The sequence below is a fragment of the Aquabacter spiritensis genome (assembly GCF_004346185.1).
GTDB lineage: Bacteria > Pseudomonadota > Alphaproteobacteria > Rhizobiales > Xanthobacteraceae > Aquabacter > Aquabacter spiritensis.
On sequence record NZ_SMAI01000010.1, the window covers coordinates 111,858 to 126,393 of the forward strand.

Annotated in this window: 13 protein-coding genes; 5 read left to right on the forward strand and 8 right to left on the reverse strand. The window is 66.6% G+C overall.

What is annotated here, in order from left to right; translation table 11 throughout:
• Nucleotides 1–48 precede the first annotated feature (48 nt).
• From EDC64_RS15695 to EDC64_RS15710, 4 genes are all read right to left on the reverse strand, one after another.
• Nucleotides 49–2,157 (reverse strand): DUF4114 domain-containing protein, encoded by a 2,109-nt coding sequence (locus EDC64_RS15695; RefSeq protein ID WP_165933794.1) that lies wholly within the window; start codon nucleotides 2,155–2,157, stop codon nucleotides 49–51.
• A gap of 300 nt (nucleotides 2,158–2,457) precedes the next feature.
• Nucleotides 2,458–3,837, reverse strand: coding sequence for an ATP-binding protein (locus EDC64_RS15700; RefSeq protein WP_132033207.1), 1,380 nt, complete (start codon nucleotides 3,835–3,837; stop codon nucleotides 2,458–2,460).
• 2 nt (nucleotides 3,838–3,839) lie between these two features.
• Entirely contained in the window at nucleotides 3,840–4,550 is a 711-nt protein-coding gene (locus EDC64_RS15705; RefSeq protein ID WP_132033040.1) for a response regulator, read from the reverse strand.
• Between the two features lie 18 nt (nucleotides 4,551–4,568).
• Nucleotides 4,569–5,111, reverse strand: a complete 543-nt coding sequence (locus EDC64_RS15710) for a MarR family winged helix-turn-helix transcriptional regulator (protein ID WP_132033042.1) — start codon at nucleotides 5,109–5,111, stop codon at nucleotides 4,569–4,571.
• Nucleotides 5,112–5,326: 215 nt separating this feature from the next.
• Here EDC64_RS15710 and EDC64_RS15715 point away from each other — a divergent pair, with 215 nt between their 5' ends.
• Nucleotides 5,327–6,214, forward strand: a complete 888-nt coding sequence (locus EDC64_RS15715; RefSeq protein ID WP_132033044.1) for a branched-chain amino acid aminotransferase — start codon at nucleotides 5,327–5,329, stop codon at nucleotides 6,212–6,214.
• 93 nt (nucleotides 6,215–6,307) lie between these two features.
• On the opposite strand, the gene EDC64_RS15720 is transcribed toward EDC64_RS15715, so the two are convergent.
• Entirely contained in the window at nucleotides 6,308–6,505 is a 198-nt protein-coding gene (locus EDC64_RS15720) for a hypothetical protein (RefSeq protein WP_132033046.1), read from the reverse strand.
• Nucleotides 6,506–6,729: 224 nt separating this feature from the next.
• Entirely contained in the window at nucleotides 6,730–7,581 is an 852-nt protein-coding gene (locus EDC64_RS15725; protein ID WP_245504730.1) for a helix-turn-helix transcriptional regulator, read from the reverse strand.
• Nucleotides 7,582–7,638: 57 nt separating this feature from the next.
• On the opposite strand from EDC64_RS15725, the gene EDC64_RS15730 reads away from it, so the two are divergent.
• Nucleotides 7,639–8,559 carry an SDR family oxidoreductase gene (locus EDC64_RS15730; RefSeq protein ID WP_132033048.1) on the forward strand — a complete coding sequence of 307 codons (921 nt, stop codon included), beginning with the start codon at nucleotides 7,639–7,641 and terminating at the stop codon, nucleotides 8,557–8,559.
• A 145-nt stretch (nucleotides 8,560–8,704) separates the two neighbouring features.
• Here EDC64_RS15730 and EDC64_RS15735 read toward each other — a convergent pair whose 3' ends face one another.
• Nucleotides 8,705–10,054, reverse strand: a complete 1,350-nt coding sequence (locus tag EDC64_RS15735) for an MFS transporter (RefSeq protein WP_338023410.1) — start codon at nucleotides 10,052–10,054, stop codon at nucleotides 8,705–8,707.
• Nucleotides 10,055–10,185: 131 nt separating this feature from the next.
• Here EDC64_RS15735 and EDC64_RS15740 point away from each other — a divergent pair, with 131 nt between their 5' ends.
• The 3 genes from EDC64_RS15740 to EDC64_RS15750 all read left to right on the forward strand — a co-directional run bounded on the left by EDC64_RS15740 (nucleotide 10,186) and on the right by EDC64_RS15750 (nucleotide 13,427).
• Nucleotides 10,186–11,109, forward strand: coding sequence for an AraC family transcriptional regulator (locus EDC64_RS15740; protein ID WP_207916115.1), 924 nt, complete (start codon nucleotides 10,186–10,188; stop codon nucleotides 11,107–11,109).
• A gap of 393 nt (nucleotides 11,110–11,502) precedes the next feature.
• Nucleotides 11,503–12,384 (forward strand): SDR family NAD(P)-dependent oxidoreductase, encoded by an 882-nt coding sequence (locus EDC64_RS15745; protein WP_245504740.1) that lies wholly within the window; start codon nucleotides 11,503–11,505, stop codon nucleotides 12,382–12,384.
• Nucleotides 12,385–12,512: 128 nt separating this feature from the next.
• On the forward strand, nucleotides 12,513–13,427 hold the full coding sequence (locus EDC64_RS15750; protein WP_132033054.1) for an SDR family oxidoreductase: 915 nt from the start codon (nucleotides 12,513–12,515) through the stop codon (nucleotides 13,425–13,427).
• A gap of 22 nt (nucleotides 13,428–13,449) precedes the next feature.
• Here the strand turns inward: EDC64_RS15750 and EDC64_RS15755 are convergent, their stop codons facing one another.
• Nucleotides 13,450–14,370 (reverse strand): LysR family transcriptional regulator, encoded by a 921-nt coding sequence (locus tag EDC64_RS15755; RefSeq protein WP_132033056.1) that lies wholly within the window; start codon nucleotides 14,368–14,370, stop codon nucleotides 13,450–13,452.
• Nucleotides 14,371–14,536: the final 166 nt, after the last annotated feature.

The window sequence follows — 14,536 nt, forward strand, 5'->3', positions numbered from 1 at the left end:
GCGGGGACGGCGCGCCGTCAAGGCCCGGCCGCCGCTTGTCGCCGCCCGTCAGACGATGAACAAGCCGTCGGCATTGGTGCCGATGCTGATGACGACGTCCTGGAAATCGTTGTCGCCGGTCGCGGTCGGCAGGTCCTCGAAGCCGATCCACAGGGCTTCGCCGCCGGGGGCGACGCCGGACAGGACTTGGGTGGCGTCGTCGGGATTGAGCGTCGCGAAGGAGTGGAAGATGTCGGTGCCGCCGAGAAAGCCACGGCTCGCACTGTAGAGGAGAGGAGAGAGGCCGGAATCGAGGTCCGCGGGGGTGATGCCGTCGGGGGCGAAGAAGGTGAGGTCGTCGGGCAGGTCGCCGAACAGCGTGAAGCCGTTCTGGATCAGGAAGAAGCCGACGCGCGCGCCGTCTTCGGGAATGCCGAGATCGACCTGCGTGCCCGGCGCCGCGGCATCAAGGGTGTTGTCGAAGGCGAGATGGACGTCGGAAATCGTGCCGTCCACCGTGATGCTGTAATAGCCGAGGATGTTGGCGAAGGCCGAGGTCGCCGAACTCAGCTCCATCGCATAGGTCACCGTGCCGTCGCCGGTCAGATAGGCCTGATTGGCGATCCCGTTGATGGCCGCGAGATCGACCGAGACCGCTTCTGAGAGGGTCGGCAGATAGGTCACGAACGACATCTGGGTGTGCGCGTCGGGGCCGGTACCGCGCGCCGCCGCCATGATGTCGCCGCCGCTGAAATCGCCGTTGAGCACGAGCGTGGTTCCGCCGATCTCGATCGTCGCCACCTCCGGCGTCGCTGCGAACAAGATGTTCGCACGCCCGACGAGGGCGTCGGCAATCTGGAGCGTGCTGGTCAAGGTGAAGCTGGTGACGACGTCGCCGTCGAGATCGGCGAGCAGGTCGCGCAGCGTGTCGTCGCCGGTGCCGAAATCGATGAGATCCGCGCCCGCGCCGCCGCTGATGACGTCGTCCCCGGCTCCGCCGAAGATCGTGTCGGCGCCGGCATTGGCGATGAGGAGGTTGCCGAGGTCGTTGCCGGTTATGGTGTCGTTGCCGCTGCCGGTGATCAGATTGCTGATCATGGACCGGGCGTCGCCCTCATAAAGCAGGGCATTATAGATGTTGCCCTGCGCCCGGTAGGCGAGAGTGCCTTGGGGGGCGGCATTGTTGAGGTCGGCGAGCTGGGCGTAGGAGAAGGTCAGCCAATAGCCCGGCCGAAGGTCGTTCACCTGATCGTCGCCGAAGGCGCTCAGATCGTAGGTCGTCAGCGCGCCCTGGGTCCAGACGGTGGAGAAGATCTTGCCGGTGGCCGAGGGTCCGGTGAAGGCGGCGGGCACGCCGTTGATGGATTGCTGGCCGGTCGCCGGGTCCCAGGTGTAAACCGCCTCGGTTCCGACTTTGCTGAAATCGGCACCGTAATAGGCCTGCAGCGCCGCGATATCGAACATCATGTAGCTCTGCGGCGCGGACCCGACCCAGGCCTCCGTCGCGCCGCCCGTGTCGGCACCGAAATAGCTCGCATAGGTCATGACCGAGAATTCGTTGTCGTTGAATTCCGGCGCGAGCGTGCCGTTATAGTCGGGATCGTGGCCGTGCTTCAGGCCGAAGGCATGCCCCATTTCATGGATGATCGTGTTGAAATGGTCGGTGCCGAAATAGCTGGCGGGCACATTGCCGTTGCCGCCGAGAAAGGTGTCGCCGGACATGCGGCTGTCGGTCGGGGCATAGGCGGCGCTGTTGGCCGGAAAATTCGATTCCGATCCGGTGTCGCTGTAGCGCGCGAAACGGAAGGCGGCATCGGCCGGTAGCGCCGAGTCGACCTCGCTGAAGGTCAGCGACGTGTAGGACGAGACCAGCCCGAACGCGCTGCGCACCGCGTCCTTCTGCTCCTCGGTGACCGGCGCGAAGGTGCTCACCAACGCCGGATCAGGATATCCGCCCTCGACACTGGTGTAATCGGTGGCCGAAGTGGCGAAGGCGAAGGGGATGACGCTCGCCGCCTCGGACCCGCCGAACACGGTGGTCCAGCGATTGTCCATCATCACGGAGCGGGTATTCGGGTCGAGGCCGGAGGAATCGAACGGCCCGCCATACAGGCCGCCTTTGGGGGTGGAATAGACCGCACCGCCGGAGGGTGCCGGCGTGTCGTCGACGTCGCTCATGGATGGTCCAGCTCCGCAACCGCCTGACATCGGCGTTGAATTCCACTCAAGACGGGAAAATTCCCCGCGCCGCAAGCAGTGTCAATGTGTGGGGGCGTGTGGAGGGCGAAAACAGACCGGCTGTGCCATATATGTAGAATCTATAGCTTGAGTATAAATGCTCTCTGGGTCCGGAAGTATTTTTTAGAGTGTTGAGATCGCTGATTGAAGGATCTCTCGGATCCGGGTTTTGACGCGAAGTCGGCAGGTATCCTGTGCGGGTCTACGTAATCCGGCCCGGCGCGGCTGCGCACTCCGGTCTCAGACCGGCAGCCGCAGCGTCGCGCGTAAGCCGCCCATCGGGCTTTCGGAGAGCAGGATGTCGCCGCCATGGGCGCGCGCTATGTCGCGGGCGATGGACAAGCCGAGGCCCGTGCCGCCGGCATCCTGGTTGCGCGCATCGTCGAGCCGCAGGAAGGGGCGGAACACCTCCTCGCGCATGTCGGGGGGAATTCCCGGCCCGTCATCGTCCACCGACACGAGCAGCCAGCGGGCATCGCGGGTCCCGATGATTTCGAGCGCACGGGCATAGCGCACGGCATTGCTGACCAGATTGCCGAGGCAGCGGCGCAGCGCATCCGACTTCACCTGAACCAGCGGCGGCCCCATGAAGCTCGCCGTCGCCGCGGCGCCGGAGCGTTCGGCATTGGCGCGAAGATCCTCGATCACCTGCGCCATGTCGGTGAGGGCGGCCTGCTCGCCGGGATCGCCGCGGGCGAAGGCGAGATAGGCTTCGAGCATGCCCTGCAATTCGTCCACGTCCTTGCGCAGGGCGTCGACTTCGGGCCCCTCCGGCAGGAAGGCGAGCTCCAGCCTGAAGCGGGTGAGGATGGTGCGCATGTCGTGGGAGACGCCCGCGAGCATGGTCGTGCGCTGCTCGATCTGCCGCTCGATCCGCCGCTTCATCTCAAGGAAGGCGACGGCCGCGCGCCGCACCTCGCGGGCCCCACGGGGACGGAAATTCTCGACGTCGCGGCCCTTGCCGAACGCTTCGGCCGCGTCGGCGAGATTCTCGATCGGCCGGATCTGGTTGCGCAGGAACAGGATGGCGACGGTGAGCAGGACCAGAGACGTGCCCACCATCCAGAGCAGGAAGATGTGCGAATTGGAGGCATAAGCGGAGTTGCGCGGAGCGAAGATGCGCAGCACCGCGTCGGACAGCTGGACCCGCACCTCGATGAGGTCGGAGCGGCCGACCGTGTCGATCCAGAACGGCTGCTTCACCCGCTCACCGATTTCCCCGGAAAGGAAGGTGTCGAGGATCGAGAAGAAGGGGCGCGATCCCGGTGCGGGCAGGGGACCCGGCGGCAGCACGTCGACCGCGAGATCGAGGTCCTGCCAGGCGATGCGCCGCAGCGCGGCCGCCTCCTTCTCCTGCGGCAAGACGGTGTAGAGCGACACCACCGCCCCGATGTCCCGGCTGATCGCCGCAGAAAGCCGGCGCGTCACCATATTGTAGTGGCGCTCCATGAAGACGAAGGCGACCACCGACTGAAGCAGCACCATCGGGACGACGATGATCAGCAGCGAGCGGGGATAGAGGCCCTTCGGGGTGATGCGGTTGAACCAGGCGCCGATCCGGCCGTTGAGGTCGACGAGGCGCGCCCCGAAGCTGCGCAGGCCGGCAAGGCTATGCGGCATGGTCACGGCGTCACCACCAGCCGGTAGCCGATCCCGCGCACGGTCTGGACATAAATGGGATTGGCCGGATCGCGCTCGATCTTGCGACGCAGGCGGTTGACCTGGACGTCCACCGCCCGCTCGCTGGCAGTGCCGTTGCCGGCGAGGGCCAAGCGGGGGACGGTGTCGCCCGGCGCCTCGGCGAGCGCGCGCAGCATGTCGCGCTCGCGCTCGGTGATGCGCACCGGGTCGCCGTTGCGCAGCAGCTCGCCGCGGCCGAGATGGAACAGGAATTCGCCGAACCGCACCTCTTCGATCGCCTTTTGCGCCGCCGGCTGGGCACGCTTCAGGATCGAGGCGACGCGCAGCAGCAGTTCGCGCGGCTCGAACGGCTTGCCGAGATAATCGTCGGCGCCGACTTCGAGCCCGGCAATGCGGTCCTCCGCCTCCGAGCGCGCGGTCAGCATTAGTATAGGCACCCCGGAGGTCCGCCGCAGCGCGCGGGCGAGGTCGAGCCCGCTTTCGCCGGGCATCATGACGTCGAGTACCAGGAGGTCGAACGACAGGCCGTCGAGCCGCCCGCGCGCTTCGGCCGCCGAGGCGGCCGTGGTAACGCGGTAGCCGTGCTCGGTGAGGAAGCGCGAGAGGAGCGAGCGGATTCGGTTGTCGTCGTCGACGACCAGGAGATGCGGCGCATCGTCGGCGAGAGGCGGGGCGGGGAGGGGCGCGGTCATTGGTCGGACTTCACGGGTTCAGCGGCTGCGCCGGTCGCGTTCGGCACGCTGGATCAGCCGCTCCACGCCGGCGCGATCCTCGGCGTCGATCATGGCGACAAGAAAGCGGCGCGCGGCCTCGCGCGCGCCGGCGCCGCACTCATCCAGGGCGCCTGCGATCCGCCGGCTCTGGAGGGCGACGAATTCATGCGCCAGGGCCTCGCCCCTGGGGGTGGGATAGAGCAGCCGCTGGCGCCGGTCGGACGGGCCAGCCCGGCTCTCGATGAAGCCCTGGTCAACCAGCTCCCGCAGCACTCGCCCGAGGCTCTGTTTGGTGATGCGCAGGATGTCGAGCAGATCGGTCACGCGCATGCCGGGGTGGCGGTTGACGAAATGCAGCACCCGATGGTGCGCCCGCCCGAATCCGAGCGGCGCCAGAATCTCGTCGGGATCGGCGACGAAATCGCGATAGGCGAAGAAGAAAAGTTCGATCAGTTCGACCAAAGGGGCGTCGGCCGACGCCGGGCGGGGCCCGGCCGGCTCGGGACGCAGCGTCGTCAAGGAAGGATTTACGTCAGCCATGTTGACTTTTTTCGGTCCGATCGTTACTCACATGGCCGTTGGCGCGAAAGGATCGGTCTCCGGGAGCCTATCGGGAGTTCGATCGTTGCGCGGCAGCGGGCTGTGCGTCATATCTCAGCCGTGAACCTATTCCGTAGCGGGCGCGACTGCAAAGGTGCGGTCGTCGTGGGGGACCAAGGGCCGCCTTGAAGACGGTCCCGAGAGGAGCGAAGACCATGAGTGGAGAGCCCTTCGACAAACGAGACGGCTGGATCTGGTACGACGGCGCATTGGTGCCGTGGCAGGATGCCAAGCTGCACGTGCTCTCCCACGGCCTGCATTATGCAAGCTGCGTGTTCGAAGGCGAGCGCGCCTATGGCGGCGAGATCTTCAAGTCCACCGCCCATTCCGAACGCCTGCGCTATTCCGCGGAACTGCTGGACTTCACCATCCCTTATTCGATCCAGGAGATCGACGCGGCCAAACGCCTGACCCTGGAGAAGAACGGCCTCGTCAACGCCTATGTGCGCCCGGTCGCGTGGCGCGGCAGCGAGATGATGGGCGTCTCCGCTCAGTCGAACCAGATCCATCTGGCGATCGGCGTGTGGGAATGGCCGAGCTATTTCGATCCCGCGCAGCGGCTGAAGGGCCTGCGGCTCGACCTCGCCGAATTCCGCCGGCCCGATCCCGCGACCATTCCGTGCAAGGCCAAGGCGGCGGGTCTCTACATGATCTGCACCATCTCCAAGCACAAGGCGGAACGCCGCGGCTATGCCGATGCGCTGATGCTCGACTATCGCGGCCTCGTCGCCGAATGCACGGGCGCCAACATCTTCTTCGTCAGGGATGGCGTGATCCATACCCCGACTCCCGACTGCTTCCTCGACGGCATCACCCGCCGCACGGTGATCGAGCTGGCGCGGCGCCACGGCATTGAGGTGGTGGAGCGGCAGATCCGGCCCGAGGAATTGTCCGACTTCTCGGAATGCTTCATTTCCGGCACCGCGGCCGAAGTCACCCCGGTCGGGGAAATCGCCGACTGGCGCTTCGCGCCGACCGGCATCACCCATCAGCTGATGGATGCCTACAGCCAGGAAGTGCAGCCCAAGAAGGCCGCGGCCTGACCGCGACGGGCCTCTCACCGGGCTGCGCCCGGCGACGGAGAGCCCCCTGCAGAGCCGGCGCTCGAGGCCTTGTGGTCTCGGAGCCGGCTTTGTTCAATTCGGCTCCCGCAGATGCCAGTCCGTGGCCACCTGGTAGAGATGGCCGACCTTCAGAAGGCTGGGCTCGGCGAGCGGGCGGCCGATGAGCTGGAACGATGTCGGCAGGCCGTTTCCGGTCACGCTGCACGGGATGTTGATCGCGGGAAGCCCGAGATAAGGCACCACCTTGGTGTCGCGGGCCGGCGCGACCACCGTGTCAAGATGGTCCTCTCCCCCGCTTCGCTATGGTCGCGGAAATCCGGGGCGCCGGAATTCCGTGAGCGGTGGGCATGAGAAGGTTGACCTTCGAAAACGCCGCAGCTGCGAACGAACGACATTGTTTCGGACGCTGACGAGTATTCGGTCGGTGTTCGTCACAATGGCGGTCGATGATAAAGCATGGGGCGACCTTCACCTGCGATGCAGGCGCCTTCCCCTTACCTGCACAGCCGGCGCATCTTTTCAACGTCGTCGGCGCCCGCCGGATTGTAGATCATCAGCTTGAGGTCCGGCCGGCCGTCGATCGCGAAGGATGAAAATTCGAAGGTGATCTCTCCCACCGCCGCATGGCGGATGGTCTTTGCGCCTTCCCCGGTCGTCCGCACGTCGATCTCCGCCCACATGCGCGTGAAGGCCGCGCTTTGGCCGGCGAGTTCGGCGATCAGGCCGGCCGCCCGCGCGTTCTCGCCGATGCGCGCGGTCTCCGCGCGAAAGGTCGCGACCAGAAACCGCGCCACGGCCTCCCAATCGCTTTGGGCGGCGCGCGTCGCTGGATCGAGAAACATCCGCCGCAGGATGTTCCGCTCCTCCGGTGCCAGCGCTTCGTAATCCGTGAGGGCGAGCCGCGCGGCGCGGTTCCAGCCGACAATGTCCCAAGTCGCGGTGGCGATGGTCGCGGGGATTGTCGGCATGGCGTCGAGAAGGCGCTGCAACCGCCCCGAGATTCCCGCGCGCGGCGTGGTGCGCGCCTTCGGCGGATGGCCGAGGCCGACCAGGAACAGATGCTCCCGTTCAGCTTCCGTCATCATGAGCGCGTCGGCGAGGCTGTCGAGCACGCGCGGCGACGGCGCGCCCCCGCGTCCCTGTTCCAGCCACGTATACCATGTCGTGCTGATACCGGCCCGCTGGGCCACTTCCTCGCGCCGCAGGCCCGGCGTCCGGCGCCGTCCCGCGAAACCGAGCGCGGCGGCATCGAGCCGCTGCCGCCGGTCCTTCAGGAACGCTCCGAGGCGCTGGCCGTCGTCTCCCCCATCCTGACTGTTGGTCATGATACCGGTATAACGTCTCATCTTTAATTAGATCGAAGGTGACCGATAGTCTCCGCATGGGCAAGACGGAGAACGGTCATGAAAGTGTTTGTCACCGGCGCGACGGGATTTGTCGGAACGGCCGTGACCCGGGATCTTCTCGCCCATGGGCACCACGTCCTGGGACTGGCCCGATCGGAGCGCAGCGCGGATCACCTGGCAAGAATGGGCGCGCAGGCCCTTCGCGGCGATCTCGAGGCGCCGGAAACGCTGCGCCGGGGTGCGGAATTGTCCGATGCGATCGTGCATACCGGTTTCATCCACGACTTCTCCCGCTTCGCCGCAGCCTGTGCGGTCGACCGATGCGCCATCGAGGCCCTCGGCGCCGCGATCGAAGGCACGAAGAAGCCCCTCGTCGTCACGGCGGGCGTCGCGCATCTCGATGCGGCCGGACCCGTCGCCGTCGAGACGGATCCGGGCCTCCCGCCGTCGGACAGGTATCCCCGCGCATCCGAGGCGGCGGCGCGGGCGCTCCGGGACCGCGGAATCGCGGCGAGTCTTCTGCGCCTGCCGCCGTCCGTCCACGGCAGGGGGGATCACGGTTTCGTCCCGATGCTGATCGACATGGCCCGGCAAAAGGGTCGATCGGCCTATATCGGTGACGGCGGCAATGCCTGGCCGGCGGTGCACGTGAACGACGCCGCCCGCGCTTTCCGGCACGTTGTCGCGCGGGGTGCGGACGCCGGAACCTTCCACGCGGTGGCCGAACAGGGCGTACCCTTCCGCCGGATCGCGGAAGCCATTGCGCGTGGCCTCGATCTGCCTTGCGTGTCGCTGTCCGACACGGAGGCCCGCGATCATTTCGGCTGGTTCTTCGGCTTCGCGTCCCTCGATCAGCCGACCTCCAGCGCTCGGACCCGGGCCACGCTCGGCTGGGCGCCCAGCGGTCCGGATCTTCTGAGCGACATCCGGGAGGCCGGCTATTTTTCGCCGGAGCGGGCGGATGCCGAAACACCGTAGTCGGACGTATGGCGTGCTAGGCAAGGCCCGGCGGCGAATTGAACGGGCGCGGGTCGCCACCGCGGGGGGATTGGCGACCCGCCGGATCAGGGAACGGGGGCGGTGTTCCCTGGTCCGATCTCGACCGGCGCGCTTCGACGGGGTTTCAGCGACGTCGAAGCACGCCGGCAACCCGCCGATCGGCGACCAGCAAGGCGATGGCGCTCAGGATGCTGGCGACGGGCACGATCAGCAGACCGAGCGCAAGGCCGCCGGGAATCTGCGCCGCGCGCGCCGCGTCGCTGATCATGCCGACGATCAAAGGTCCGAAGGCCGGGCCGAGGAGGCCGGAACCGATCATGACGAGGCTCGACGCCATCGCTTCCTTGCCGGTGCCGGCCACCAGATGCGCGGTGCCGAAGCCCCAGGGCAGCAAGAAGGCGAAGGACAGCATGCTTGGCACGAGCAGCATCACCGTCAACCATCCCATCGGGGCGAACAGAGCGCCGGTCGTCGTCACGCTGGCGACCAGGAAGACGAGGCCGGGCGGTCCGAGCAGGCGGCCGGTCCCGGATTGAACGGCGCGATCGAACATGCGCCCGCCGAGCAGCGTCCCGACGATGCCCATCAGGCCCTGCAGGAGGCCGAATGCCAATCCCGCTTCACCGGCGCTGAACCCATGGGTGCGAATGAGAAACGGCACCGCGAAGGCGTAGAATGGCGCTGCGGCGAAGCTGCTGGCGACCGCGCCGATGAACAGCCAGCGGAACGCCGGGGTGGCCAGAAGCTCCGCGCTCGACCGCAGAAACGAGTCGCTGCCGGCCGTGGGCCGTTTCAGCGGCGCGGTCGGTCCGATGACGAATATCGCCAACAGGCCGAGCACACCCCCGATGAGTCCCGCACCGATCAGCGCCGTGCGCCAGCCCAGTGCGTCGCTGATCGCGCCGCCGGCGGCAAATCCCGTCATGGTGCCGAGCGGGATGCCCATGGCAAAAAGTCCGATGGCGAGGCCGCGGCGCTCGGGTCTGATCTTTCGCGCGATAATGGCATGGGCCGAGGGGAGTCCGCCCGCCTCGCCGAACGCGACGCCGAACCGCGTGAAGGCCAGAACCAGGAAACTCGCGGCGAGGCCGCCTAGCGCCGTCATCGCGCTCCAGCCGAGAATGCACGCCGCAAGGACCAGCCGGGGCGAGCCGCGATCGGCGGCGCGGGCGAGCGGCAGGGACAGCAGCGTGTAGCAGACGGCGAACGCGACCCCCGTGAGCAGACCGATCTGCGTGTCGCTGAGTGAAAGCTCTGACTTTATCGCTTCGGCCATCACGAATGGCAATATTCGATCGACCTGCGAGATCGCACTCACCAAGAAAAGGACGAACAGGATGGCGAAAACATGCCATCCCTCCGCATATTCATTTTTTGATGTTGGGGTCGCATAAGGTTTCGCGATGGGAGCGTCTCTTGATTCAGCGGAAATATCTGCCATTCTATGCTGGCTCCTCACCGTGGTTGGCGCCATCAAGGTAGAAGGAGAGCCCCATGATCCGAATGCCCGATACCCCAATAAATTTGCCTAATTCTACAAATGACGCTAGGTCATCGGCCGAAGGCTGCCCGGTGCGTCGGCCTGGGCATCAGGCGGAGGGTCGCGTGTCGTCGGCGCTACTTGCAGCGGTCACCGATCACATCGAGGGACAGGGTGGCGGCCAGGGCCTGTTTCCGACACGGATCGACGCCGTTCACATCCTCCGCTCCTTCCAGGCCCGGTTGCCGATGCGCCAGATCTACCGGCCGTCGCTCTGCGTCGTGCTTCAGGGGGCGAAGGAAATCCTGTTCGGGGAGTCCACGCTTCGCTACGGCACGATGGAGTGTTTGGCCGTCGGCATGGCGCTGCCGGCGACCGGGCGGATCGTCGAGGCAAGCCCGGAGGCGCCCTATATCGGCGTCACCATCGAACTCGATGTGGCGATGCTGCGCGACGTGCTGCAACAGCTCGATACGCCGCCGAACCCGCCCGTCAGCCCGGGTCCCTGCCTGTTCGTGAGCCGGGTCGACGACCCCTTGGCCGATTGCGTCCTGCGCCTGCTCCGGATGTCCCAGACGCCGAACGCGATAGCGATCCTCTCTCCGTCGGTTATGCGCGAGATCTGCTACTGGCTGCTGACCAGCCCCGGTGGCGGCGAGCTCTGCAAGCTGGCTTTGCCGGACTCGAATGTCGAGCGGGTCGCCAAAGCCATCACTCTGCTGCACGCCAACTTCGCCCAGACACTGCGCGTGGAGCAAATGGCCGAGGCGGCGCGCATGAGCCCCTCTTCGTTCCATCAGCACTTCAAGGCGCTGACCTCGATGACGCCGCTTCAGTTTCAAAAACAGCTGCGTCTTCTCGAGGCGCGGCGCTTGATGCTGGCGGCCGCCGCCAGCGTGGCGGAGGCGGCCTATCAGGTCGGCTATGAGAGCGCCTCGCAATTCAGCCGGGAATATTCACGCATGTTCGGCGCCGCCCCGAAGCGCGACGTGATGAACCTGCATCGCCAGTACAGCGAATATATGAGCCGGAAGGTTCTGAGCGCTTAGAATCCGGCCCTGAGGAACCGACATGATCGCTCGATCCGTCGCGCGCGCATCCTGCGGTGGGCGCGCCGTCGGGAAGGTCCGGATCACGCGGATGCGCCTTGGAGGAACAGGCAAGTTTTATCCGGAAATCGGCATCGCCGTCAGCGCCCGACGCTCTAGCTTGAATGTCGCAAGCGAGGGAGACACGGCGTGGCACCGGCACCGGACACTGGAGATCAACGACCTCGCGGGAGCGCGGCGGTTTCACGGCGCACGGTCCTTCAGGCGTCCGCCCTCGGCATCTCGGCCGGACTGTTTGCGGGGGTCTGTGCGGCGCCGGCGCACGCGGCCGCTGCGGACGTACCCGAACGGACCGCGTCCACCATCCCGCCCCAGGCCGGCCGCCGGGTGCTCGTGACGGGCGGCAATGGCCACCCTCAGGATGACCGCAGCGGCTTGGGCTATCAGGATGCCCTGGCTCTGGCCCGCGCGGGCGCAGATGTGACCATCGCGTCGCGCAATGCGGCGCGGGGGCAGGAGGCCGTGCGGGCCATCCGCGCGGAAGTTCCCGGCGCCGCCGTGCGGTTCGAGACCTTGGATCTTGCGGATCAGACTTCGGTCCGCGCGTTCGCCGCCCGCATGCGCGCGTCCGGCCAAGGTTTGGACGTCCTGATCAACAATGCCGGCGTGATGGGCCGCGCCCGTCGCGAAGTGAGCGTCGACGGCTTCGAGCGGGTGCTCGCGACGAACACGCTCGGTCATTTTACGCTGACCGCTCTTCTGCTGCCGCTGTTGAAGAAGGCGCGCGACCCCCGGATCGTCTGGGTGGGAAGCCTGCGGACGTCCGACGCCCTTCCGTTCGACGATCTCCAGCTGGCGCGGAGCTACGCCTATACGGCCGCCTACGACAACAGCAAGCTCGCCAATCTCATGCTGGCCATCGAACTCGATCGACGAAGCACGGCCCGCGGCTGGGGCGTGTCCAGCCTCGCCGCGCATCCCGGCGTCGCGCGAACCAATCTCATCCCGGACGGTCCCGGCCTCGACAGTGCCGAAGGCTGGCGGTTCAGGTTCCTCCCCTTCTTCTTCCAGCCTGCGGCGCAGGGCGCCCTCCCGACGCTTTATGCGGCGACGGATCCGAAAGCCGTCTCCGGCGGGTATTACGGCCCGACCGGGTTGCTCGGATTGCGCGGTCCGCCGGGCGTGGCGATTCCCCCCGCCGCCGCTCGCGATCCGCGCGCGGCCGAGAGATTGTGGGCCGCCCTGGAGCGCCTGACCCAGGTGACGTTCGAATAGGGCAGTCCGCTCGAACGGCATCGCCGTCTGATTTTTAATATAATATAATCAATGACTTATAGGATTTTTACCGATCGTGTCATGCGACATGACCGGGTCAGGCTCTCGCCGCCCAACTGGAGACGATCATGACGCAGTGGACAGCCGACCTTATCCCCTCGCAGCGCGGCCGCTCGGCCGTCGTCACCGGGACCGGGGGGCTCGGATATGAGGATACGCTGGCCCTGGCGCGCGCCGGCGCAAACGTGGTGATTGCGGGGCGCAATCCCCGGAAGGGAGCCGAAGCGGTGGCCGCGATCGCGCAAGCCGTCCCCGGCGCGCAGGTCCGGTTCGGCGCGGTGGACCTCGCCGACCTCGCCTCCATCGCCGCCTTCGCCGAGCGTCTCGCGCAAGAGCAGGATCGCCTCGACATTCTGATCAACAATGCCGGCGTCATGACGCCGCCGAAGCGCCAGGAAACCCGCGACGGTTTCGAGCTGCAGTTCGGCACAAATTATCTCGGCCATTTCGCGCTCACCGCGCATCTGCTGCCGCTGCTGAAGAAGGGGCGCGATCCGCGTGTCGTGAATGTGGGGAGCGTGGCCGCGCGCGGCGGTGCCATCCATTTCGACGACCTTCAGGCCGAGCGGAGCTACAAGCCGTTCCCGGTCTATTGCCAGTCGAAACTGGCTTGCATCATGTTCGCCTTCGAGTTCAGCCGCCGCAGCAAGGCGGCGGGCTGGGGGGTCGCCGGCATCGCGGCGCATCCCGGCGTTACGCGCACCGATCTCATCGCAAACGGAGCGGGATGGTCGAGCTGGCCCGGGCGGGCGCGACGCTATTTGCCGTTCCTTTACCAGCCGGTATGGCAAGGCGCCTTGCCGACGCTGTTCGCCGCGACCGATCCGGCTGCGCGGGACGGTGCCCATTACGGACCCGACCGGCTCTGGGGAACGCGCGGCTACCCGACCGAGGAAGCGCCGCCCCCGCAGGCGCTGGACACCGCGGTGGCGATCCGCCTCTGGGAGACGTCCGAACACCTGGCCCATGTGCGGTTCGGGTAGGGCTGCGAGGTCCCGACCGCTCTCAGGCGCTGGTCGTGCCGCCGCCGGCCCGCTCGGGCCGATACCGCACGTGGTCGATGAGGGCGCGCAGCTTGGGGGCCAGATTCCGGCGGTTTGCGAAATACAGGAAAAATCCCTGGAATGGCGGCAGATAGTCCTCCATCAGCGGCACCAGCTCTCCCCGTGCGATAAAGGGCCTGAAGGTCTCCTCCATGCCGAAGGTGAGGCCACCCCCGGCACAGGCGGTCCGGACCATGATCCACATGTCGTTTGTCGTGATCCTGGGGTCGACCGCCACGTCGAAGGCGCGCCCGTCCGCCTCGAATTCCCAACGATAGGGCGCAACGTCCGGGGCGGGACGCCAGCCGATGCAGCAATGCCGCGACAGCTCCGAAGGGTGCGACGGCGTTCCGAAGCGCGCGAGGTAAGACGGCGCGGCGACGACGAGTTGACGCTGGTCGCCGGAGACCGGCACCGAGATCATGTCCTGCGCGATCACTTCGCCCAGCCGAACGCCCGCATCGAAGCCGCCCGCGACGATGTCGAATTCTTCATCCGTCACGGTGACGTCGACCTGCACGCCGGGATAAGCGTGCGCGAAGCTCGCCAGAAGCGGCCCCGAGATGAAGCGCTCGGCGATCGAGGACACGGCGAGGCGCAGCAGCCCCGTCGGCTGCCCGTCCCGATCCTGCGCGCTGCCCAAGGCCAGTTCGACTTCCGCGATGGCGGGTGCGACGCGCGCGTGCAGATGCAGGCCCGCCTCCGTCAGGCTGACGCTGCGCGTCGTCCGCTGAACCAGGGCGACGCCCATCCGGTCTTCCATGCGCCGGATGGCTTGGCTCACCGCCGACCGGGTCACGCCCAGCCGGTCGGCCGCACCGCGGAAGCTCTTCGCTTCGGCGACGGCGAGGAAGACGGATACGAGGTTCAGGTCGACGGTCATCGGGCTTCGCAATTCAACAATCCGGCTATTGTTCGGAGAAATGGATGCGGCTCAAATTGGTTCTGTTTCTAGTCGATAAAATACTTCTGAGTTGGATACATCAACGTCAATGACCTGCCGAGGTCTTCGTCGACACGTCATTTCTGCACCCGGGACGAGGGGCGTA

What these genes read in the sequence shown, in the direction of transcription:
- EDC64_RS15710 (WP_132033042.1), bottom strand. Translation starts at nt 5,111, where the DNA reads ATGGCTGACGTAAATCCTTCCTTGACGACGCTGCGTCCCGAGCCGGCC.
- EDC64_RS15705 (WP_132033040.1), bottom strand. Translation starts at nt 4,550, where the DNA reads ATGACCGCGCCCCTCCCCGCCCCGCCTCTCGCCGACGATGCGCCGCAT.
- EDC64_RS15725 (WP_245504730.1), bottom strand. Translation starts at nt 7,581, where the DNA reads ATGAGACGTTATACCGGTATCATGACCAACAGTCAGGATGGGGGAGAC.
- EDC64_RS15735 (WP_338023410.1), bottom strand. Translation starts at nt 10,054, where the DNA reads ATGGCGCCAACCACGGTGAGGAGCCAGCATAGAATGGCAGATATTTCC.
- EDC64_RS15730 (WP_132033048.1), top strand. Translation starts at nt 7,639, where the DNA reads ATGAAAGTGTTTGTCACCGGCGCGACGGGATTTGTCGGAACGGCCGTG.
- EDC64_RS15750 (WP_132033054.1), top strand. Translation starts at nt 12,513, where the DNA reads ATGACGCAGTGGACAGCCGACCTTATCCCCTCGCAGCGCGGCCGCTCG.
- EDC64_RS15695 (WP_165933794.1), bottom strand. Translation starts at nt 2,157, where the DNA reads ATGAGCGACGTCGACGACACGCCGGCACCCTCCGGCGGTGCGGTCTAT.
- EDC64_RS15715 (WP_132033044.1), top strand. Translation starts at nt 5,327, where the DNA reads ATGAGTGGAGAGCCCTTCGACAAACGAGACGGCTGGATCTGGTACGAC.
- EDC64_RS15700 (WP_132033207.1), bottom strand. Translation starts at nt 3,837, where the DNA reads ATGCCGCATAGCCTTGCCGGCCTGCGCAGCTTCGGGGCGCGCCTCGTC.
- EDC64_RS15755 (WP_132033056.1), bottom strand. Translation starts at nt 14,370, where the DNA reads ATGACCGTCGACCTGAACCTCGTATCCGTCTTCCTCGCCGTCGCCGAA.